This window comes from Nonomuraea turkmeniaca (genome assembly GCF_005889735.1).
GTDB classification, from domain to species: Bacteria; Actinomycetota; Actinomycetes; order Streptosporangiales; family Streptosporangiaceae; genus Nonomuraea; species Nonomuraea turkmeniaca.
Genome location: NZ_VCKY01000199.1, coordinates 1 through 19,860 on the forward strand (window position 1 = coordinate 1; position 19,860 = coordinate 19,860).

Below are 19,860 nucleotides of genomic sequence, written 5' to 3' on the forward strand. Positions count from 1 at the left end.
ATGACGGCGCTGAACGCCGGCGGCTGGCTCGCCGGAGTCACGATCGGCCTGTGCGCGCGGCTGCTGGCCGCCCGCCACCGGACCGTCGCCGGCAACGTACGCAGCCACGAGCGCCGCCGGCTCGCCAGGGAACTGCACGACGTCGTCGCTCACCACGTCACCGGCATCGTCCTGCAGGCCCAGGCCGCCCAGGTCCTCGCCCGCAAGCAGCCAGAACGCCTGGACGGCTCCCTGTCCGGCATCGAGGCCGCCGGCTCCGACGCCCTGGCCGCCACTCGCCGCCTCGTCGGCCTGCTGCGTGAGATCGGTGACCCGGCCCCGCCCACGCACGGGCCCGGAAGCCTCGACGACCTGGTCGAACGCTTCGACGGCCCCGCCGTGCACCTGAGCCTGCCGGACGGCGGCGACGAGTCGGCCTGGCCGCCAGAGGTGACCAGCACCGTCTACCGCGTCGTCCAGGAGTCGCTGACCAACGTCTCCCGCCACGCCCCGCAGGCCCGCTCCGTCCAGATCACCGTCGCCCGCGAGCGCGACGCCGTCACGGTCGAGGTCGCCGACGACGCTCCGCCGGCCCCGGCCAGGCACCACCGCCGCCGCAGCGGGTACGGCCTGCTCGGCATGCGCGAACGCCTGGAGGCCCTGGGCGGGACTCTGCACGCCGGACCGCGCCAGCCGGGCGACGGCTGGTCGGTCTTCGCCACCCTGCCCCTGCCCGAGAAGCAGGAGCGCCGATGACGATCAGTGTCCTGCTGGCCGACGACCAGGCGATGGTCCGCGCCAGCCTGCGCGTCATCCTCGAGGACCAGCCCGACATCAGCGTCGTCGCCGAGGCCGCCGACGGCGACGAGGCCATCACGCTGGCCCGGCGGCTGCGCCCAGACGTGTGCCTGGTGGACGTCCAGATGCCGCGGGCGGACGGCATCGAGGTCACCCGCGCCCTGGCCGGCCCCGGCGTGTCCGCTCCGCTCAAGGTGGTCGTGGTGACCACGTTCGACCTGGACGAGTACGTCTACGGCGCGCTCCGCGGCGGCGCCGTCGGCTTCGTGATGAAGGACGCGGGACCGGCCCTGCTCGTGGAGGCCGTACGGGCGGCGAACGCGGGTGACGCGCTGATCTCACCGTCGATCACGCCGCGCCTGCTGCGCCACGTGACCTCCGGTGCGACGCCGCTGCGCCGCCCGGCGCAGCCGCTGTCCGCGCGGGAGGCCGAGGTGGTCCGGGCGATCGTCAGGGGCCGCACCAACCAGGAGATCGCCGCCGAGCTGTTCATCTCGCTCAGCACGGTCAAGGGCCACATCTCGGCCATCCAGCTCAAGCTCGGCGTACGCAACCGCGTCGAGATCACCTCCTGGGCGTGGGAGAGCCGCTTGCTGGACAACTGGTAAAAGTCCCCTCTTCCCGGCCACGCGGGCGCGCTACGGTGAGGGCGAGTGCGGATCGGGGAGGGGAGGGGGACGGTGCGGACCAGGCTGCCCGCCGCGTTGCTCCTCCTGCTGTCCTGGTTCCTGCCCGCGACCGCGCACGCGAGGCCTGCCCAGGTCACACCCGTGCAGGTGGTGGCGGCCTGGCGGGCGCAGGAGCAGCCGGGGCTGGGCCAGGAGCCGTACCGTCACACCACGATGCAGGCCCGGCACGGCCTGCTCGGCCTGGCGGGTGCGGCCGGGCCCGCCGTGCTCCCGTCCAGCCTGCCGTACCCGGCGCCCGCGTGGGCCGCCGTCGTCGCGCCCTCCGGTACGGACATCCCGGCCGGCCGGCGGCCTCTGACGGCCAAGGCGCGAGGGCCCCCCTCCACAGGGTTCTGAGATTCCCTGTCCCATCGGAGCCTGTGGAGGCTTTCATGTCCCGTGCGCCTGTTTGGCGTGCGGTGGCGGCGCTCGCCGTCATCGCGATCTCATTAGCTCTTGCCTTCACCACCGCGCCGCGCCTCGGCCTGGACCTGCGCGGCGGCACCCAGCTCGTCTTCGAGGCGAAGGACTCGCCGACCGTCACGGCCGACTCGGCCGCCACCGACCGCGCCCTCGACGTGCTCCGCCAGCGGGCGGACGCGCTCGGCGTGGTCGATCCCACCCTGGTCCGCTCCGGCGAGAAGCGGATCATCGTCGAGCTGCCCGGCGTGCTCGACCCTCGGCAGGCCGCCGAGGTGATCGGCCGGACCGCGCAGCTGGCCTTCCATCCCGTCCTCGGCTCCGGTGACCCTTCAGGGGTTCGCGACGAGAACGGCGGGCTGCTCAAACTGGGGCCCCCGGCCATCACCGGCGACGGCGTGCGCGACGCCGTCGAGCAGAGCGACCCCCAGCGCGGCCCCGGCTGGTGGGTGAGCATCGAGTTCCGTGACGCCGACGCCTGGCAGCGGCTGACCGGGGCGGCGGCGTGCGAGCCGCAGGGCGATCCCCAGCGCAGGATCGCCATCGTGCTCGACGCGGAGATCATCTCTTCGCCGCCGCTGGACCCGTCGATCCCGTGCCGTACCGGCATCCCGGGCGCCGGCGCGGACATCACCGGGTCGTTCACCCACGAGGAGGCCCGCGACCTGGCCGTGCTCATCAAGGGCGGGGCGCTGCCCGTCCCGCTGACCCTGGTGGAGCAGCGTACGGTCGGACCGACGCTCGGCGCGGAGGCCATCGACGCCAGTGCCAAGGCGGCGGTGGCCGGGCTGCTGCTGACCGCCGTGTTCATCGTGGCGGTCTACCGGGTGTCCGGGCTGCTCGCGGCGCTGGCGCTGGCCTGCTACGGGCTGATCTCGTACGCGGCGCTGGTGGCGATGGGGGCGACGTTCACGTTGCCGGGGCTGGCCGGGTTCGTGCTGGCGATCGGCATGGCCATCGACGCGAACGTGCTGGTCTTCGAACGGGCCAGGGAGGAGCACGACTCCCGGCGCGGCCTCAGGCGGGCCCTGGACCTGGGGTTCAGGAACGCTTGGAGCGCGATCGCGGACTCCAACGTGACCACGCTGATCGCGGCGGGTTTGTTGTTCTGGCTGGCCTCGGGACCGGTCAAGGGGTTCGGGGTGACGCTGGCGATCGGTGTGCTGGCCTCGCTGGTCTCCGCCATGCTGATCACCCGCGTGCTCGTCCAGGGCGTCATCGGCCGGATCGGGCCGCGCGCGTCCGGGCTCGCCTCGCAAGGGGTGGTCAGAACCTGGCTGGCGCGCAGGAATCCGCGGCTCATGGCCGCCAGGAGGGTGTGGCTGGCGATCGCCGGCGGGCTGGCGGTGGTGGCCGTGGCCGGGCTGGCGGTGCGGGGGCTGAACGTCGGCGTGGAGTTCACCGGCGGGCGGCTCGTGGAGTTCGCCACCTCGAAGCCGGTCCCCGCCGACGTCGCCGGGCAGGCGGTGACGCGGGCCGGGGTCCCCTCGGCGGTGGTGCAGGCCACGGACGACGGGGTCACGGTGCGGGCGGCGCGGCTCGGGCTGGACGAGGTGGCCAGGATCGAGCAGGCGCTGGAGCCGCACGGCGGTGCGGTGAGCAAGACGCGCGAGGAGTTCATCGGCCCCAGCCTGGGCGAAGAGCTGCGGCGCAACGCCCTCATCGCGCTCGGCGTGGCCGTGGCCATGCAGTTGCTGTATCTGGCGGCCCGGTTCCGGTGGACGTTCGGGGTGGCGACGGTGCTGGCGCTGCTGGTGGACGTGATCGTGGTGGCCGGGTTGTTCGCGTGGCTGGGCAAGCCGATCGACGGGATCTTCGTGGCGGCGATGCTGACGATCGTCGGGTATTCGGTCAACGACAAGGTGGTGGTGTTCGACCGGGTCAGGGAGTTGTGGACGGCGCGACGCGGGTTCGCGGCAGCGGTCGACGGGGCGATCGTGCAGACGTTGCCGCGGACCGTGAACACCGGGCTGGGCGCATTGTTCATCCTGGTGGCGTTGATGGTCTTCGGCGGGGACTCGCTCCGGGACTTCGCCATGGCGCTGGTGGCCGGGATCGTCATGGGGACGCTGTCGTCGGCGTTCGTGGCGGGGCCTGCGGCCGTCGTGCTCGCCCGGTTCGACCGCCGCCCACCCGCTCCGCCGGCCGGGCGCACCGCGCCACGCGACCGTACGGGCACCGGGGCGGTGGTCTGATCCACGGCGCATAGCGCGTCGCCCTGGCCGTGCCGCGGGTGCCACCTTCCGTGCCCCTGCCCGCGCCTCCTGGGGAGTCGCGGATCAGGGGCGCGGTGGGTGGGCGTCCGCCGGCGCGCCGGCGGACGCCCACCGCAGGCCGGGCAGCCCGACGATCCGGGCCGGAGTTCTCCTTCAGGCGGCCGCGTAGATGAGCGCGCCCGCGCGTTCGAAGGGAACGACCTTGCCGTTGAGGATCACTTTGGTGGCATTCGGCGCCGCGATCGCGATGGCCTCGGCCAGGTCGGTGCTCGCGGTCAGCCCGCTGCCGTCGATGCGGACGGTGCCGTCCCCGCCGAAGGTCACGGCCAGGTCCTTGACCGCGGCCGGCGCCTTGACCAGGGTCGTGCCGCCACGTTCGACCGACGAGCCGTCGACCATCACGATCGACCCGGAGTCGGCGTAGAGCAGCTTGCCGTCGAAGGTGTAGGACCCGAACGTGCGCGGCGCCTTCGTGGTCCAGGACTTGTAGTAAACCCCCGCGCCGCCGCTCAGGCTGAGGGCTGTCGCCTGGTACGACGGGATGGTCCCGACGGGGAGCCGCTCCACCGTCACGGACGTGTAGGCCGCGCCCTTGGACGGCAGCAGGAGGGTGTCGAAGGTCGTCTCGCCGGTGTCCGTCTTGACGTAGGAGGCGTATTTCGCGTTCTCCACCGAGTAGAACCGCGGCGCGTAGTAGCCGTCGTGCAGGCCGGAGTCGACCGCGGCCGGGTCGGCGGGAACGATCGTGAGGTTCGCGCCCGTCGCGAAGGCGGTGGTCGTGGCCTCCGTCCCGGAGCGGATCGAAGGCTTGGCGTCCGAGGCGAAGTGCCAGTTCTGCTCGTAGCGGTGCTTGGCGGCGGTGTGCGGCTTGAGCCGGTCGGAGACCACCCACAGGCCAGAGTGCAGCGACAGGACGGATCGCTCGTGGCGAACACCGGCGGAGCTCTCGGTGTTCGCGCCGATCAGGTCGAAGGCTGGGTTGGTGATCAGATGCGAGATCCCGCCCGCCGCGGTCGAGGTCTGCGGCTTGTTGTCGATCTCGATCGTGTTGTGCGCCTCCGTGGTTTTCCGCAGCCATTCCGCTTGCGCGTCCGTGCTGTAGGTGAAGGTGCCCATGTCGGGCAGGAGCGGCCTGCCGTATGCATAAGCGGTGATCGCCAGCTCGTCCGGGTGGCTGTGGTTGCCGCGGTCGGCGTTGATCCGGAGGTGGGAGTCGCCGGCGGTCCAGCCGGAGCGGGAGACCGCGACCCGGGTGTCCGGGTAGAGGGCGGACGTGTGCGCCGGCTTCTCGCCCGACGTGCCGGAGGTGCCGACGTAGAGGAGTTCCGGGTCATTGAGCAGCTGGCCCAGCTTCCCGAGGGTGCTGCGCAGGTCGAGGGAGTCGCTGTCGCCGTAGGCCGGGCCGTACCCACTGGGATAGCTCTGGTCCATGAGGAAGCGGGCCAACTGTCGCAGCTTGGCCGTGGCGGTGAACGCGATGCCGTTGCGCTGCATGTAGGCGACGACGTCCACGTACTGTCTGAGGTAGCCCCGCAGGTAGGCGTCCGTGGACTCCTTGTAGCCGCCGTCGGCGTAGGTCGAGTCGTTGAGCTGGGTCGACAGGAAGTTGGCGGCGTTGGTCCGCCACGTCGGCGCCACGCGGAACTCCGGGAAGTAGACAGAGGCGTGCAGCAGCGTGATCTTCTGCGACTGCATCTTGTTCGGCGTGGCGTTGACGTTCTCCTGCAGGAACAAGCCCGCCCGGTTCATCGTCTTGAGGATCGCGACGTTGGCGTCGGCGGTCAGCGACGGGCTCTTGCGCAGGATCTCGTAGGCCGCGATCCAGTTGTGCAGTCGCCGCGCGGCGTGCAGGTTGCCGGGGTAGGAACCGGCGCCCTGATCGGCGTCGTAGGCGTCGGCGTCCTTGATGAAGTCGGTCATCAGGCCGATGAGCGTGCGGGCGTACTGCTCGTTGCCGGTCTTCTGGTATTCCAGGGCCAGCGGGCCGGCGAAGTAGAAGCGGGGCAGCTGGTAGAGATACTCCAGGTCGGCGATGAGATACCCCTTGTCGACACCGCCAGGGAGCTTCCAGTCGAAGCCGCCGGGGTCGCCCTCCCAGGAGAACGTGTTCTGGATAGTGTTGGACCAGGTGCGGGTGGCCTCGTCGAAGGTCTCGGCGTTGCCGTACAGCATGATGTCCTTCGCCGTGTCGGCCGTGCCGGTCAGCGTCAGCTCCGCCTTCTTCACGCCGGTGACGCCGGCGAGGTCGAACCGCAGGTACGCCTTGCGCGTCTCGTCGGTGAAGGGCCCCGTGCCCTGGTCGCTGACCTGCATGTAGTACTTGGTGCCGTACACGCCGGCCGGGTGGGCCGCCCAGATGTAGGTGTCGTGCGTGGGGTGAAGGGTCTTCACCGTTCCGTCGGCGAGGGTCAGTCGGAGGGTGGGCTTGCCCGACCCCTTGCTCCTGCTGTTGATGAGGGCGATGACCGCGTCCTTGTACCGGCTCATCAGGAAGAATCCGGGCTTGCCGCTGGTGATGCTGCTCGTGACGTCTGCCGTGACCGTCTTCTCCCCCGGGCCGAAGGTCAGCGTCTTGATGTAGACCTCGCCCGATCCCAGCGTCCAGATGTGGCTGGAGGTCAGCTCGAGTGCGCCCGGCCAGGTCGTGTTCGAGAAGCCGCCCGCCTCGATGGCCGGACGCGCGCGGTAGTAATCCAGCAGCCGCTGCTTGGCCAGCGCGTAGTCGCCCGCCTTCACCGCGCTCTCCACGGGCTTCAGGCCCGTGAGCGCGTAGTTCAGCCGCGACCCCACCGCCCAGGCGCCGGCGCTCCACCTGCCGAAGAAGCCCGGGTCGGACAACGCCGCGGCGGCGGCCGGAGGGGCCGGCACCAGCCACGCGGCGACCAGAATCAGGACGGCGAGCCGCCGCCACGAGAGAGACATGCACGCCAAAGTAGGGGTGCGCGGTATGTCCGCGGTATATCGGGCGCAGGAGGCAGGTGAGACGCCCAGGCTGGCCGCCTTCACCCTCCGCTGAGGCGCGACGCCTCGGCGAGGAGCGTGACCGTCCGCCGTACCACCTCCGCCTGGGCGGGGGCGAGCCCGTCGAGGAACGGCTCCACCGCCTCGACCCAATCGGTCCCGTCCGGTACGGCGCCGGCCGGCATGTGCCGCACGCTGTACTCGGCGAGCATCTCCGCCAGGGGCGCGATCCGCGGATCGTCCAGCTCGGCGTCGGCCAGCTCGTCGAGCCTGCGGTAGAACTCGTGCCCGCGCGCCGTCACCTCGGGGTCGGCGGCGAGCATCTCGAACATCGCGAACGCATTCTCCTGGTCGGGCGCCGCCGCCATGCTGTCCATCAGCACCAGCAGCTCGCGATCCCAGGCCGCCGCCTTCGACGCGGGCAGGTCGACCGTCTGCAGGAACGCCAGCAGATCGGGCGAGGCGGTGACGTCCGGGCCCAGCGTTCCCGCTTCGGCCCGCTGGAGCACCTCGGCCAGGCGTCGCCGCCGCTCCCGGATCTCCTGCTCCTGCCTGGCCAGGTCGGCGTCGATCTCGACGAGGATCTCCGGCAACTCCCTGGACCGGTCGTCGGCGATGACGTCGCGTGCCTCGTCCAGGCTCAGCCCGAGCGAGACGAGTCGGCGGACGCGGGCCAGGGCGATGGCGTCGCGCATGCCGTACTCGCGATAGCCGTTGGCCAAGCGGGGCGGCTCAGGCAGGACTCCCTGGTGGTGGTAGTAGCGCACTGTCCGGGTCGACACTCCGAGCAGCGCGGCGAGCTCTCCGATCCGCATACTGCCACGTTAAGACGTTGACGTCACGTCAAGGTCAAGCGGGCATGATCCGGCCTCCTGGCCGGTCACCACCAATCCTGCTTCGATTGTCTCCATATTCCTAGGCGGATCGCTTCGCCGATCGCAAAAGCAAAGAAAAGGCAGTACGTACCGAAGTGGATCGCCCGGCGCAGAATCGTTCCGACCTCGGCCACGTACGTCTCTTCACTGATCATGACCCAGGGCTGCTCCAGGTCCCTGGCGCCCTGTTCGTCCAATGGGTACCGGCGGGCGTAACCGCCGTCGAGTGATCTGTAGTCGTAGCTGTTGACCTTCGCGCACGAAGTCCGGTTGTCCGTGCAGACGAGTGACACATTGCCGTGATCGGAGCTCACCCACACCGCTAGCCCAACCGCCGCGAACAGCAGCCACAAGGGCACCGACCGCCAGACAGCCGACCGTTCGCGCACCCGCGGCCTCGGCTCCACCGCTCCCCAATGGATGAGAAGGCCCCGGATCATCAGAATGCCGAACAACAGCCACGGCATGAATGCGAGAAGGGGCTCCAATCCTCTCGGCAGGGGAACACCATGGCTCATTATCGCCACCACGAGATAACCGGCCATCAGCGCCAGCAAAAGTAACCGCGAATCGAGAAATGTCAGCACACGCCTCGCGACCATGCGCTGATCGTAGTACGGGCCAGGACGCGGTAATAGGCTTCCTGCACCGAGCTAGCGATCGATTCCCTGCTGTCACATCAATGTGAAAGCGGGGGTCGGATGGCCTTGAGGAACAGGTCGACGAGCGTGTCGGCGTACTCGGGGGTCAATGGGCCGGAGCGGAGCAGCCAGCGTTGGAAGAGGGGCGCGTACAGCAGTTCCAGTGCCAGGTCGAGGTCGGCGTCCGCGGCGATCTGCCCGGCCCGCTGCGCGCTGCGCAGCCGGGCCTTCTTGGCCTCGTCGACGGGGCCCGACAACTTCTCCTGGTACTGGGCGGCGAGGCCGGGATCGTTGATGATCTCCGTGGTGAGCGCCCGGATCGGCGCCTCGAACGCCGGATCGGCGAACTCGGCCACCGTCGCCCGCATCACGATCTTGAGATCGGCCTCGATGTCGCCCGTGTCGGGCAGCGCCATGCCGCTGTCCGCGCTCGGCTCGCTCAGCGCCAGGATGGAGTCGAAGACCACCGCCCCTTTGGAGGGCCACCATCGGTAGATCGTCTGCTTGCCCACGCCGGCCCGCGCGGCGATGGCCTCGATCGTCAGCTTGGCGTATCCCACCTCGGAGACCAGCTCGCGGGCGGCGTCGAGGATGGCCTGCCGGGATCGCTCGCTGCGGCGGGCGGGATCGGGCTGCTTGGGCATGCCGGACATCCTAGCACCATGACGAGACGATACGTTCCGTCTTTGTTCGGCCCGGGGGGTACGCGAAGGCCGCCGGATCTTCGGCGGCCTCCGGAGCGGGTCAGGACGTTCTGCTGAGCATGCCGTGCGGATCGAGCACGTACTTGCGTGCGGCCCCCTCGTCGAACTCGTGGTATCCCCGCGGCGCCTGGTCCAGCGGGATCGGGGTGGCGTTGACCGCCTTCGCGATCTGCACCCGATCGTGCAGGATCGCCATCATGAGCTGGCGGTTGTAGCGCATGACGGGGCACTGACCGGTGACGAAGCTGTGCGACTTCGCCCAGCCGAGACCGATCCGGATGGACAGCGACCCTTGCTTGGCGGCCTCGTCCGCCGCACCCGGGTCACCCGTCACGTACAGGCCGGGGATGCCGAGCGCGCCACCCGCCCTGGTGACGTCCATGAGCGAGTTGAGCACGGTGGCGGGACGCTCCACCTCCGACTCGTTGCCGTGACCGCGCGCCTCGAAGCCGACCGCGTCGATGGCGCAGTCCACCTCCGGTTCGCCGATGATGTGCAGGATCTGCTCCTTCGGCTCGCCAAAGGCGACGTTGATGGTCTCGCAGCCGAAGCTGTGCGCCTGATCGAGACGCTCCTTGTTCAGGTCCGCGACGATGACCACGGCGGCCCCCAGCAGGAGCGCCGAGGCGGCCGCGGCCAGCCCGACCGGGCCGGCGCCGGCGATGTAGACGGTCGAGCCCGGCTTCACCCCCGCGCTCACACAGCCGTGGAACCCGGTCGGGAAGATGTCCGCGAGCATGGCCAGGTCGAGGATCTTCTCCATTGCCCGGTCCTTGTCGGGGAACTTGAGCAGGTTCCAGTCGGCGTAGGGGACCAGCACGTAGTCGGCCTGCCCGCCGACCCAGCCGCCCATGTCGACATAGCCGTACGCCGAGCCCGGCCGGTCCGGGTTGACGTTCTCGCAGACTCCGGTCTTGCCCTCCTTGCAGTTGCGGCAGCGGCCGCAGGCGATGTTGAACGGCACGGACACCAGGTCGCCGGTCTTGATGTACTCCACATCGGGACCGGTCTCGACGACCTCACCGGTGATCTCATGACCGAGGACGAGGCCTTGGGGCGCCGTGGTGCGGCCGCGGACCATGTGCTGGTCGCTGCCGCAGATGTTCGTCGCGACCGTCTTGAGTATCGCGGCGTGCGGCAGTTTGCGGCCGACGTTGGCCGGGTTCACCCCGGGGCCGTCCTTGAGCTCGAATCCGGGATAGTCGGTCTCGTGTACCTCGACCGTGCCTGGGCCTTCGTACATGACTCCTCTGTTGCCAGGCATGGTGATCGCTCCCTCGCTCGGATGTGATGGACATAAGGTCGTTCACGAGCTCCTGGATCACCTCCTCCCGCCGGGACGCCAGCGTCGGCGGCCGTGCGTCACACGGTCCCTGATCTGGTCGTCCTGCGGCGCGCGGGCTCCCGGAACCCGGCCCGCGAGCTCCTCCCGGACGGCCTCGTCCTGCGGCTCACCGGCGGCCGGGATCTCCGGCTCCGGCAGCCCACGGGCGGGCTGGACGACCACGTCGTACACGACGACCGCCAGCACCGCGCCGATGAGCGGCCCCGCGATGTAGACGCCGATCTGCGTCCATGGCGTGTCGCCGCCGAACAGGCTGTTCGCCAGATAAGGGCCGAACGTCCGGGCCGGGTTGACCGAGCCGTTCGTCGACGGGCCGAGCACGAAGATCTCGCCCGCCACCGCCAGTCCGATCATCAGCCCTGCCCAGCCGGGCGGAGCCCGGCGGTCGACCGCCATCGCCATGATCGTGAGCAGCAACAGGAACGTGCCGAGCGCCTCGAGCAGGATGCCCTGCGCGTAGTTCACGCCTTCACCGAGCCGGGTCAGCCCGACCCCGCCCGGATCGATCGCGCGCCGGCCGAATCCGCCCACGATGAGCAGCCCGCCGGCGAACGCGCCGGCGAGCTGGGCGGCGATGTAGGACGGCACCTCTCGCCACGGAAATCGGCGCCCCGTGGCGAGGGCGATGGTGACAGCGGGATTGATGTGGGCCCCCGAGGTGGTGCCGAATGCGTAGATGACGATCGCGACGATCACGGCGAACGACAGCGCGATGAAGCCGAGCCCGGCATAGTTCAGCTGACCGTTGCCGAAGACGAGCGCCGCCACGACCGAGCCGGCGCCGAACAGGACGAGCAACATCGTTCCGATGGCTTCCGCGACAAGCCGTCGCGGCAGGTCTCCAACCATCGCAACCCCCGATGACGATGGTTTGCTCCCAATATTCAAATATAACCCTGTGGGTCCGGAGCGCTCCTGGCGAGGTGGGCAAAGCCCGGCTAACGGCACGGTGCCACGACGCGCAAGGAACCGGGCCGACAATAAACAAGTGGCATTCGCGGAACGCTCCCGGCTACCGTGGTTCACGTCGAACACCGGAACGTCAGGAAAGGTCAGGTCATGCGCTACGCAGCCGTCGCACGCGAGCAGGAACGGCGTCTCCACCGCCGAGCCGCGGTGTCCGGTCGCGCACTCGCCGGGCCGGCCTCGGGATAATCCCTCACGGAGAAGGATCCCAAAGCCGCCGGGGACACACCCAGGCGGCTTTTCTTTTTTCTTCGGGCTGATGGTGAAAAGGCATCACACCTGCCTTGCAAGCAGGAGTTCGGGTTTCGAGATCCCGTCGGTCCACGCTGGAAAACACATGCGTCCGTGGCCCAATGGCAGAGGCACCGGTCTAAGGAGCCGGACGGTGCGGGTTCGAATCCCGCCGGACGTACGAATGCGCGCCCCGTTGGTCTAGCGGTCAGGACGCCCGGCTTTCACCCGGGAAATCGCCGGTTCGAGTCCGGTACGGGGTACTTCGGCCCTATAGCTCAATGGAGAGAGCGCCGGCCTACGAAGCCGGGTCCGTTGCAGGTTCGAATCCTGCTGGGGCCACTTTCCACCAGCCAGATTTTGCGCCTGGCCTGCGGTAACGGCAACCCGTCCGCATTCGGCGTGTGCCACTGTGTGCCAGTCATGGCCAGTGGGTGCCGCTGTTTGCGGAACCCACGCGGAATGATCTTGCCGTCCGCGGCCATCCTTTCCGTGCCCACGTCGCGATGAGCGCCAACTTCTACCAGGTGCCTCGCGCCCTGTCTACAGCATGAAGCACTGCGGGCTCGCCGTGGCCGCGTGGTGCCTGTACGAAGGGCTCCAGACCCCGGACATCCTCGGCGGCCGGCTGCCCGCTCGCGCACGCCGCTGCTGGGTCGCCGCCCAGCTCGGCGTCAGCGAACGCACCCTTGATCGCGCCCGCGCTGAACTCCTCGCAGACGACGGCGGCCCGTTCCTCGTCCGTCAGGTCCGTGGCCGCAACCGGTCGGCGCTGCACCTCGCACTCGGCAGGCCGCAGGAAACGGCCGGCCGTACGCCGAGGTACCCGCCTGGAGCCTCGCCCGCGTCCACGCCGGAACCGGCCGCGCCGACGATCAGGTGTGCCCGGAGACATGGCGCGTGTATGCCGTGCTGTGCGACCGGCTCGACCCTGAAGGGCACGACCTGACGCTCGCCAAGCTGGGGGAGTGGCTGGGCTGCTCGGCCAGCACCGCGCGGCGCCGCCTGCACGCCCTGGATACGGCCGGGTGGGTTCGGGTCACCCGAACCGATGGCTTGTGGATGCACGTCCAGGCCATAACCGACGAGCACCGGATCGGCACACCCGCCGAGCGTGCGGCTCAGGGTGACCCGCAAGACCCGGAGGTACACCGCGGGGCGGCCATTGTGCACGTCGGTGAACTCCAGAGCCTGCTCGACATGGCGTACGACAAGGCCAACCGCTACCACAACGCGATCGGGCACCTCGCCGTCGAGGTGGACTCCAGGCCGAGACGGGCCAGTGAGCGAAGCACGAGATGGCGGCGACCCGCTGCGCCGCCGCTCCTGGTACACCGACGAGCAGCTGGCCGCTGTGCAGGTGGTGCCGACCGGGCTGGAAGACGGCCGCTACCTCGTGCTGGTCGCTGGGGACCTGCTCGGCACCGTGAGCCCGGCCCGCAGCGGCTGGTCGGCCCGGCGCCGCAGCGGGACGACGATCGAGCGGGGCCACCACGCTGCGGCGCACGCGGGCGGTGGCTGTGGCCGAGCTGGTCGCCGACGTCGAACGGGCCTGGCGAGCGAATCGCGAGCACTGATGATTCAGGACTGGCCGGTCTCGTCGAGGTGGTCGAACCACGCGTTCAGCGCGGTCGGGATGAACTCCTGCCCGCCCTGCTCCTCCTGGTGGCAGCCGGCCACGAGCCGGTAGCGGGTGTTCGGGGTGATGCGGGCGGTGATGAGCGTGAGCGAGTCGGGGTCGGCCGCGGGCGCTGTGGGGCGGGGGATGTTCTTGTCGCTGTCGGGTGGCATCTTGGTGGGGATGCCGAGCTGGTCGCAGTACCAGTTGATTGCGGCTTCCCAGACGCCTTGGAGGCCCAAGCCGGTGCGGCCGATGGCGTCGTTCATGCGGTCGATGGTGTCCTCGTCGAGGCGGGTGCCTGTGTTGATGAGGTCGGTCCACTTGACGGCTTTGGTGCGGGTGGGGCGTGTTCGCGGTTGCGCCAACGAGTGTTTGCTGCTCTCCCCTGGGGGTTGGAAGGTGACCTGGCGTGGGTCGGTGGTTCGTCGGCGGGCCACGTGGCGCTCCCGGGTGGTGTGTGGCGGTGGTCGGGCTGGGGTGATCTCCACCGTAGTCCTGCGCGTGTCTCGCGACAAAGTCGTGTCCGTTATATCCGTTTCTTTGAGGCGCTGAGAACGCCGCTGCACCTATGCAAAGGTGTGCCAAGAGGTAGGCCCAAAGGAGATCGATCAAGCCATCTCCGACCAGTACAGCCATGCGCAGAGGCGTCACACGCTATGATGGCGAAGTTCCCGCAGGTCGCCGACGCTATCGCGGCCGACATCGACGCGGGCGTGCTGAAGCCAGGAGACCGGCTGCCGTCCGAGCTCGAACTCGGCGCCCGGCACAAGGTGGGCCGTACGACCGTGCGGGCCGCCATCGACCTGCTGCGTGAGCGGGGCCTGGTCCAGACGGTGCACGCGAAGGGCACGTACGTGACCGCGGTCGGCAAGGCGAGCGCGCCGGTGCCGCCGTCTCGCCGCCTCGTTGAGGACCTGCGCGACGCCATCACCTCCGGCCGCCTCAGGCCAGGCGACCCGCTCCCTCCAGAGCAGCAGCCGCTGCATTGCGGGCGGTGTGCGGCCACGATGCGTCGTGCGCTGTTGGTGGTGGATGAGTTGACGGCCAGCTGGGCGGCTCGGCCGGGTGTGGTGAGGGCGCAGACCCGTTGGTCGCGCGTGAAGGGGACTCGGCCGCACGGCTCGTTGTCGGGGGAGGGCGATGTGGTGCACACGTTGACGGGGGAGCTGCTCCGGCTGCGCAGGGATGTGGGGGAGCGGCTGGAGTTGGCGGATCTGGTGCCGGGCAGCCGGTCGGGGGTGGTGCGGTCGCGGTCGGTGTCGTGGCTGGTGGACAAGCTGGACGCGGTGCTCGGCCTGGACGGGCTCGCCGTCGTCTCCAGCGTGGAGGACGAGGACCGGCCGGTGGAGCTCGGCGTCGTCGATTGGGCGCTCGCGTGGGAGTCGCGGTTGCGGCGCCTGGTGGACGACGAGCCCGGCGCGACGCTCGCGCGCTGTCCGGGTTGTGGGCTGCGGCGCCTGGAGTGGCCGCCGCGGGCCGGCTACTACGTGTGCGAGAACTGCGGCCACCACGTCAGCGAGCAGGAGGCGATGGACCGGGTCACGGAGGAGGCCGGAGCATAGGGTTTGGTGAGCGGCATTCGCCCACGTCCCCCGGGAGAGATGCGATGGCGAGTAAGAAGATGTCTCCGGACGCCAGGTTCTTCTGCGGGGTCAGTCTCGGCTTGATCTTCGGTCCCGTCTTTGGGATCGTCTTGAACAACCTCGCCGTCGGGGTTTCCCTGGGTGTCACCCTGGGCGTGGCCTTGGGCTTCGCCTTGAGGGGGCGGAAGGACGACGGCGAAGCCTGAGCGGCACGGAGGAAGGTCGTGGGCCTATGCCGTTCGCGCGTCTCTGCGGCCATCACGTCAGCGAGGCGGAGGCGATGGAGGCGGTCACCCAGGAGGCGCGGGCGTGAGATCGTTCGCAGTTCCGCACAGGCGAGTGGAGGAGCGCGCGTGCAGTGGGGAGGCGCGTACCCTGGTGGTTATGGGATGACGTACGCGGCGCCGCCGCAAGGGTCGGGCCCCTCAGCCTGGTAGGCGTAGGCTCGCCCTGCTTGCGGGAAGCGGGGTGGCGTTCAGCGTTGCGTCGAATTTCGCGGAGGTTGCGGAGCTGCATCAGGTCCTCTTCGGTCTGCTTGCGGTGATCGCGGGCGTTCTCGTGACTCGTGAGCCCTCTAAAAAAATCTTGCACTTAGCATGGACTAAGGCATCCGCTTGGCTGCTAATTGCTGGTCAGAGCGTTCCAGGCGAAGGTCGCCGAGCACATCCACGCCTGACCTGGGCATGAATAAGGCCCGCCGCGCGGCTGTGCGGCGGGCCCCATCTCCCCCAGGGGGTTCGGGTCTACCTGGCTACTCGACGGACTGCTCGGTGGAATGGATCACCAGCGGATGGGTCTGGAGGACCGCCTCCACGGCCCTGGGCGACACCTCGTGCTCGTGCAGGGTGGCCAGCCGCTCGCTGATGCCGACCGCAGCGAGGGAGGGATCAGCGTCGATCATATTCGTGATCAGCGTCTTGACGTCGTCGGACAGCGTGGCCGCCGCCTCGGGGTCGGCGGTGACGGTCTCGTCCACCAGGTCGTGGTCGTTGGCGTACTCGGTCATGGTCTGCCCTTTCGCGAGGAAGACTGTGCGTCCCTCACAGGATGCCGTCCTCGTTGGCGGTTCCGCACACGTTCACCGAAACTGGGTTGTTGGCGGTATCGCCAGCGGTTGCGCCCACGCGATCATGTGTGTCACACTTCCGGCGGGCGGCACCCCATGCCTAGCCGGACCCCCTTTGAGCTGGGCGTACGCGGGACGCGAGACTGGACGCGTTTCTGCCGGTGCGTGTGCCGCCCCCACCCTCTCCCATTCGCCGGACGCTGTTTGCGCGTCTACGGCGATTTCAGCGCGTCGATCATTCCGGGACCAATGCATCAGAAGCGGGGGTGAACGTGACCCCGCGATCCGTCGCGCCAGCACCCGTGACCGCCCGCGAGGCCGCCCGCCGGCTGGAGCGTGACGCCGTGCACCATCCGCAAATGGGCGTCCCACTACCGCGCGCGGACGCTCGGCCGGGCCGGGCGGGAGACCGTGTACGACTACGACGACCTCGCCACCATCGAGTGGTGCATCTGGGCCAGCCACCCCGTACCCCGCACGGCGGAAGACCGCGACGAGCTACGCGCCGCCCGCCGCGCCGCCGCGGCGGCGTGACCGCTACTCGCCCCGGTTGAGCCGAGGACGGTTCGGGCGGACACGCAGGTGGCCATGCCGCGCGCAATAGAGGGCGACGATGGGGTCTGGCTCCAAGCCGTACCCGTCGCCCCAATCGAGCTCACCGCGTCCGGCGCCAACGATGATCTGGTCCTCGTAGGTGGTCGGCTCGCCCAGCTCGACCTCGACCACGATCGGGTCGTCGGCCAGGTGCGCTATGGCCGCACGGAGCTGGCCTGCCGTCCACGCCGGGCGGTCGGCCGTGTCGGTCACGGTCTCCCACGGCACCACGGTTGTGCGCGGCACGTCGATGTCGCTCATGCCCCGACTCGTCCCACCGCCGCCCACCCTCGCGCATGCAGAAGGAGTCACCTTCGTGGAGATCCGATCCCGCGTCCGCATCATCGGCGCCGAACGAGCCCAGCTCGCCCAGCTCGTCGCCGGCCGCTACCGGTCGGGCGAATCCATCCGCGTCCTGGCCGCGTCGATCGGCCAGTCGTACGGGTTCACTCACGCGCTGCTGGAGGAGGCGGGCGCCGTGCTGCGGGACCGCGGCAGCAACCACCGCCCCCATCGCGCCAAGACCGGAGCATCGGAGTGACGCCCGCGCAGTTGGCCGCCGAAAAGGCGGGGGAGATGCTGGACCAGGCCGCTGAGCACTGGTCGGCGAGAGGCCCAGGTCAGCAAGAGCTCCTCGAATCGATCCGAATCCCCTGGATCGGTGTCGGCCCGACCTCTCCCCATGCGTTCGGCCCCATGCAGACCTCGGACCAGTGGTTCTCGGTTCTGGTGAAGAGGTAGACGATATCGTCGTTTCGGGTGTTGTAGGCGCTGAACCCGCGCGCGGTCACCGACTGCCAGCCACTCGTCACCACCTGGAACCGCGCGACGATCCCACCACGCAAACCCGGGTCACGATAGATGCACGCGTACGGATAAAGGCACCCGTAGGCGCTGTCGGCGTGCGCTCGCAGCGGTGCCACCCAGAACGCCGACGTGGTCAGCAGCGCAGCGGCAGGAACGAAGAGCAGGCTTGTGAGGGTGTTCATAGTGCCCGTCTCCGATCACGAGATGTCGTCCATCTGAGCGTTGAACGTGCCTGCGACGCGCCACTCCGAACATAGCGGAGCCCGCCGCAACGCGGCGGGCTCCAGGTTGATCTATTTCCGAGTCCGCGACCGCTTCGCCGAATCCCCGTGGGAGTCCGGACCCATCAATCCGATCGTCCGCACGGTGACGATCTCCGCGTACTGCCCCGTGTGCGGTGAACTGCGGGGCGAGCCGAGGAACCTCAACCAGTGCGACGACGGCGCGCACTACTCGACCGACATCTGGACCAACCCATGCGGCCGCGTCGATGCGTACGCGGACGTGGTCGAGGAGACCACGGAACTCGCGGCGGCCCAGGCCGCGGCGGTCCAGGCCGGTTGGACCGGACACGACGCCTGCCTGGGCGGCGAATGCGGCTTCGGCCTGGACTACATCGAGGTCGGCGGCAGGGGCGAGGACCACGACGGCGCCTGGTGCCCCCACGTACAGCGTGCGACGACGCCTGCGGGCGGTGAGGCCCGATGAGCGAATGGGGACACGCGCCGGAGGCCGAGGAGCCCGTCTTCCTCAACGTGGACCTGCCCCTCACGCAGGACCAGCTCGACAACCTGGAGCGCGCCGCCACCGATCTGGAGATGTCCATGCCCCAGTTGCTGGCGATGCTGGCGGGCCGGGTGCAGGTGGAGTCCGCCGGCCGGGTCTACCTCGCGGGCGAAGACGAGGCGGGCGGTGAAGCCCGATGACCGTCATCTGCACTCGCCACGAATACACCTACGTGGCTGCGCCCGAGGTGAAGCCCGGCCACCGGATCGTCTACACGACCGCGCCGAGGCGTGGGCCGGGACGCTGGCCATCGACTGGCACACGCACAAGGTGGTCGAGCCGCTCAAGCGCCACAACCGCACCTGGCCAGAGCCGCCCCTGTGGGTGATCCAGTGCGAGCGCGAGGTGTTTTTCAGCGAGCACGAGCACGCTGGAGTGCCCTTCGCCAACCCGAACCTGATGGACGACCGCATCGAGGGCGGTGGTGCCTGATGGCTCTCACCGAGGCCGAGCGGCTGAAGCGGATCGCGTCGCTGATCTCGCCGTGCCCGCCGCTGAACGTCTGGGACGGTTTCGACCTGTGCCCGAACGATGGGGGCATTCTTCCGCCTGAGGTTGAAAGTTCATCCACTCGGGGCTGGGCGACGAATACCGGTTGTTCCGGTAAGTCGATTCGGTCCTGGGGGTACCCCATGCGAAGATCTCTGGCCCGTCCTCGCTTCTCCGCCTTGGCGCTGTCGCTGGGCATGCTGCTGGCCGCCGCGCTGACGCTCGCGGGCGGCTTGAAAGTGTCGCAGGCCGTCCAGTCCGAGTTCGCGCAGGGCTCCAACGCCAAACCGACCGTCCTGGCAGAAGGCGCGCACGGCCTGAGGAAGCCTCTGGAGCCGTGACCGCCGTTCCCGCTCGGGCGTGACCAGGAAGGATGATCTTCGTGTGCTTGCGCTTCCGCCAACCGCCAGCACGCGCGGAATGCTCATCATGGTGGCCGCTCGCGGCCTAACTGACCTGGCCTGATGGCTAGAGTGTCGCTCGCAAGGTGAGGCGCTGAGAATCGCTCTCAGCGCCTCACCTGTCTCACGACAAGATCACGAAATCCGGGCGTTCACGGGGGCTACCGCTGCGGCGGCATCCCCTGCCGCCCTTGGACGTGAACGGAGCGCGCCGCATCGCCAGTACCGCCAACCGGTGCGCTGCCGTGCTGACCGCGCGGGCGGGCGGTCGCAGATCGCGCCGCCCGCTCAAGCCGGTTGTCAGCGGTGAAGGATCCTGCCGAAGGCGGTCTGCGGCGAGCTGATGCCGAACTGGCTTGGATGGAACACCTGGGTGCCGCTGTCGGAGATGCCGGAAGGCGATCCGCGTAGCACGACGAGCATGCCCGCGCCGCCGTTCTTGCCTGGGGCGCCCGCGATGACCTCCGCCTTGCCGTCGCCGGTGACGTCCAGTACCCGGACGCTCTGGCCGAAGCGGTCACCCGCGACGGACTGCTCGCCGATCGGGTCGGCGGAGACGGCTGCGGCTCGCGCTGTGGTGAGGGACTGCGGCTCGGCGGTCGGCTTGGGGTCGAAAGTGGTCTGCGGCTCTGGGGCCGCGGTGGAGGTGGGTACGGCGGTGGGAGTGGGACTCGGCGGAGAGCTCACTGTCGGGGTGGCGGTCGGGGTG

The 19,860-nt window shown here is 69.5% G+C and carries 24 protein-coding genes and 4 tRNA genes; 17 read left to right on the top strand and 11 right to left on the bottom strand.

The features are described 5' to 3' along the window. From ETD86_RS40290 to secD, 4 genes are all read left to right on the top strand, one after another. Positions 1-735, top strand: a 735-nt coding sequence (locus ETD86_RS40290) for a sensor histidine kinase (protein ID WP_138671894.1), incomplete at its 5' end; no start/stop codon positions are given. After that, the gene (locus ETD86_RS40295) at positions 732-1,385 is read left to right on the top strand and encodes a response regulator (RefSeq protein ID WP_138671895.1); all 654 of its coding nucleotides are present in this window, start codon (positions 732-734) and stop codon (positions 1,383-1,385) included. The genes ETD86_RS40290 and ETD86_RS40295, both read left to right, overlap by 4 nt. A gap of 72 nt (positions 1,386-1,457) precedes the next feature. Next, positions 1,458-1,802 carry a hypothetical protein gene (locus ETD86_RS40300; protein ID WP_138671896.1) on the top strand — a complete coding sequence of 115 codons (345 nt, stop codon included), beginning with the start codon at positions 1,458-1,460 and terminating at the stop codon, positions 1,800-1,802. Between the two features lie 35 nt (positions 1,803-1,837). Continuing rightward, positions 1,838-4,060, top strand: a complete 2,223-nt coding sequence (gene secD, locus ETD86_RS40305) for a protein translocase subunit SecD (RefSeq protein ID WP_138671897.1) — start codon at positions 1,838-1,840, stop codon at positions 4,058-4,060. 174 nt (positions 4,061-4,234) lie between these two features. Here secD and ETD86_RS40310 read toward each other — a convergent pair whose 3' ends face one another. The 6 genes from ETD86_RS40310 to ETD86_RS40335 all read right to left on the bottom strand — a co-directional run bounded on the left by ETD86_RS40310 (position 4,235) and on the right by ETD86_RS40335 (position 11,456). Continuing rightward, positions 4,235-7,003 (bottom strand): heparinase II/III family protein, encoded by a 2,769-nt coding sequence (locus tag ETD86_RS40310; protein ID WP_138671898.1) that lies wholly within the window; start codon positions 7,001-7,003, stop codon positions 4,235-4,237. A gap of 80 nt (positions 7,004-7,083) precedes the next feature. Continuing rightward, positions 7,084-7,857 (bottom strand): MerR family transcriptional regulator, encoded by a 774-nt coding sequence (locus ETD86_RS40315; RefSeq protein ID WP_138671899.1) that lies wholly within the window; start codon positions 7,855-7,857, stop codon positions 7,084-7,086. Between the two features lie 65 nt (positions 7,858-7,922). After that, positions 7,923-8,519: a hypothetical protein gene (locus ETD86_RS40320; protein WP_138671900.1), complete on the bottom strand. Its 597-nt coding sequence runs from the start codon at positions 8,517-8,519 to the stop codon at positions 7,923-7,925. Positions 8,520-8,596: 77 nt separating this feature from the next. Beyond that, positions 8,597-9,202, bottom strand: coding sequence for a TetR/AcrR family transcriptional regulator (locus ETD86_RS40325; RefSeq protein ID WP_138671901.1), 606 nt, complete (start codon positions 9,200-9,202; stop codon positions 8,597-8,599). 100 nt (positions 9,203-9,302) lie between these two features. After that, the gene (gene fdhA / locus ETD86_RS40330) at positions 9,303-10,526 is read right to left on the bottom strand and encodes a formaldehyde dehydrogenase, glutathione-independent (RefSeq protein ID WP_138671902.1); all 1,224 of its coding nucleotides are present in this window, start codon (positions 10,524-10,526) and stop codon (positions 9,303-9,305) included. A gap of 57 nt (positions 10,527-10,583) precedes the next feature. Next, on the bottom strand, positions 10,584-11,456 hold the full coding sequence (locus ETD86_RS40335; RefSeq protein WP_138671903.1) for an MIP/aquaporin family protein: 873 nt from the start codon (positions 11,454-11,456) through the stop codon (positions 10,584-10,586). Positions 11,457-11,826: 370 nt separating this feature from the next. On the opposite strand from ETD86_RS40335, the gene ETD86_RS40340 reads away from it, so the two are divergent. From ETD86_RS40340 to ETD86_RS40360, 5 genes are all read left to right on the top strand, one after another. Continuing rightward, positions 11,827-11,897, top strand: a tRNA-Ala gene (locus tag ETD86_RS40340). Positions 11,898-11,912: 15 nt separating this feature from the next. Further along, a tRNA-Leu gene (locus tag ETD86_RS40345) sits at positions 11,913-11,985 on the top strand. Positions 11,986-11,994: 9 nt separating this feature from the next. Then, positions 11,995-12,067: transfer RNA gene (locus ETD86_RS40350), tRNA-Glu, on the top strand. Between the two features lie 4 nt (positions 12,068-12,071). Further along, a tRNA-Arg gene (locus tag ETD86_RS40355) sits at positions 12,072-12,146 on the top strand. A 208-nt stretch (positions 12,147-12,354) separates the two neighbouring features. Then, positions 12,355-12,753, top strand: a complete 399-nt coding sequence (locus ETD86_RS40360) for a hypothetical protein (protein ID WP_138671904.1) — start codon at positions 12,355-12,357, stop codon at positions 12,751-12,753. Between the two features lie 632 nt (positions 12,754-13,385). On the opposite strand, the gene ETD86_RS40365 is transcribed toward ETD86_RS40360, so the two are convergent. Beyond that, a complete protein-coding gene (locus ETD86_RS40365) occupies positions 13,386-13,862 on the bottom strand; it encodes a hypothetical protein (RefSeq protein ID WP_138671905.1) in 477 nt (158 codons plus the stop codon). Positions 13,863-14,081: 219 nt separating this feature from the next. Between ETD86_RS40365 and ETD86_RS40370 the strand changes: the two genes are divergently transcribed. Together ETD86_RS40370 and ETD86_RS40375 are read left to right on the top strand one after the other, a co-directional pair. Beyond that, positions 14,082-14,987, top strand: a complete 906-nt coding sequence (locus ETD86_RS40370; RefSeq protein ID WP_138671906.1) for a GntR family transcriptional regulator — start codon at positions 14,082-14,084, stop codon at positions 14,985-14,987. 44 nt (positions 14,988-15,031) lie between these two features. Further along, positions 15,032-15,214, top strand: a complete 183-nt coding sequence (locus tag ETD86_RS40375; protein ID WP_138671907.1) for a glycine zipper domain-containing protein — start codon at positions 15,032-15,034, stop codon at positions 15,212-15,214. A 545-nt stretch (positions 15,215-15,759) separates the two neighbouring features. Here the strand turns inward: ETD86_RS40375 and ETD86_RS40380 are convergent. Then, positions 15,760-16,014: a hypothetical protein gene (locus ETD86_RS40380; protein WP_138671908.1), complete on the bottom strand. Its 255-nt coding sequence runs from the start codon at positions 16,012-16,014 to the stop codon at positions 15,760-15,762. Positions 16,015-16,410: 396 nt separating this feature from the next. Here ETD86_RS40380 and ETD86_RS40385 point away from each other — a divergent pair, with 396 nt between their 5' ends. Continuing rightward, positions 16,411-16,608, top strand: coding sequence for a hypothetical protein (locus ETD86_RS40385; RefSeq protein ID WP_138671909.1), 198 nt, complete (start codon positions 16,411-16,413; stop codon positions 16,606-16,608). A gap of 3 nt (positions 16,609-16,611) precedes the next feature. Here the strand turns inward: ETD86_RS40385 and ETD86_RS40390 are convergent, their stop codons facing one another. Continuing rightward, entirely contained in the window at positions 16,612-16,929 is a 318-nt protein-coding gene (locus tag ETD86_RS40390; RefSeq protein WP_138671910.1) for a DUF6225 family protein, read from the bottom strand. A 55-nt stretch (positions 16,930-16,984) separates the two neighbouring features. Between ETD86_RS40390 and ETD86_RS40395 the strand changes: the two genes are divergently transcribed. Then, entirely contained in the window at positions 16,985-17,209 is a 225-nt protein-coding gene (locus tag ETD86_RS40395; protein ID WP_138671911.1) for a helix-turn-helix domain-containing protein, read from the top strand. Positions 17,210-17,288: 79 nt separating this feature from the next. On the opposite strand, the gene ETD86_RS40400 is transcribed toward ETD86_RS40395, so the two are convergent. Beyond that, the gene (locus tag ETD86_RS40400) at positions 17,289-17,657 is read right to left on the bottom strand and encodes a hypothetical protein (protein WP_138671912.1); all 369 of its coding nucleotides are present in this window, start codon (positions 17,655-17,657) and stop codon (positions 17,289-17,291) included. Between the two features lie 106 nt (positions 17,658-17,763). Here ETD86_RS40400 and ETD86_RS40405 point away from each other — a divergent pair, with 106 nt between their 5' ends. Genes ETD86_RS40405 through ETD86_RS40420 form a run of 4 tightly spaced genes read left to right on the top strand, consistent with a single transcriptional unit; the run spans position 17,764 to position 19,091 of the window. Beyond that, positions 17,764-18,183, top strand: coding sequence for a hypothetical protein (locus tag ETD86_RS40405; RefSeq protein WP_138671913.1), 420 nt, complete (start codon positions 17,764-17,766; stop codon positions 18,181-18,183). Further along, positions 18,180-18,401, top strand: a complete 222-nt coding sequence (locus ETD86_RS40410) for a hypothetical protein (RefSeq protein WP_138671914.1) — start codon at positions 18,180-18,182, stop codon at positions 18,399-18,401. Before ETD86_RS40405 ends, ETD86_RS40410 begins: the two co-directional genes overlap by 4 nt. Continuing rightward, on the top strand, positions 18,388-18,693 hold the full coding sequence (locus ETD86_RS40415) for a hypothetical protein (protein ID WP_138671915.1): 306 nt from the start codon (positions 18,388-18,390) through the stop codon (positions 18,691-18,693). The genes ETD86_RS40410 and ETD86_RS40415 overlap by 14 nt, the downstream gene beginning before the upstream one ends. Further along, positions 18,693-19,091 carry a hypothetical protein gene (locus tag ETD86_RS40420; RefSeq protein WP_138671916.1) on the top strand — a complete coding sequence of 133 codons (399 nt, stop codon included), beginning with the start codon at positions 18,693-18,695 and terminating at the stop codon, positions 19,089-19,091. The genes ETD86_RS40415 and ETD86_RS40420 overlap by 1 nt, the downstream gene beginning before the upstream one ends. A gap of 360 nt (positions 19,092-19,451) precedes the next feature. Here ETD86_RS40420 and ETD86_RS40425 read toward each other — a convergent pair. Then, positions 19,452-19,860 (bottom strand): FG-GAP repeat protein (locus ETD86_RS40425; protein ID WP_211370628.1); only part of this gene is annotated, 409 nt, incomplete at its 5' end.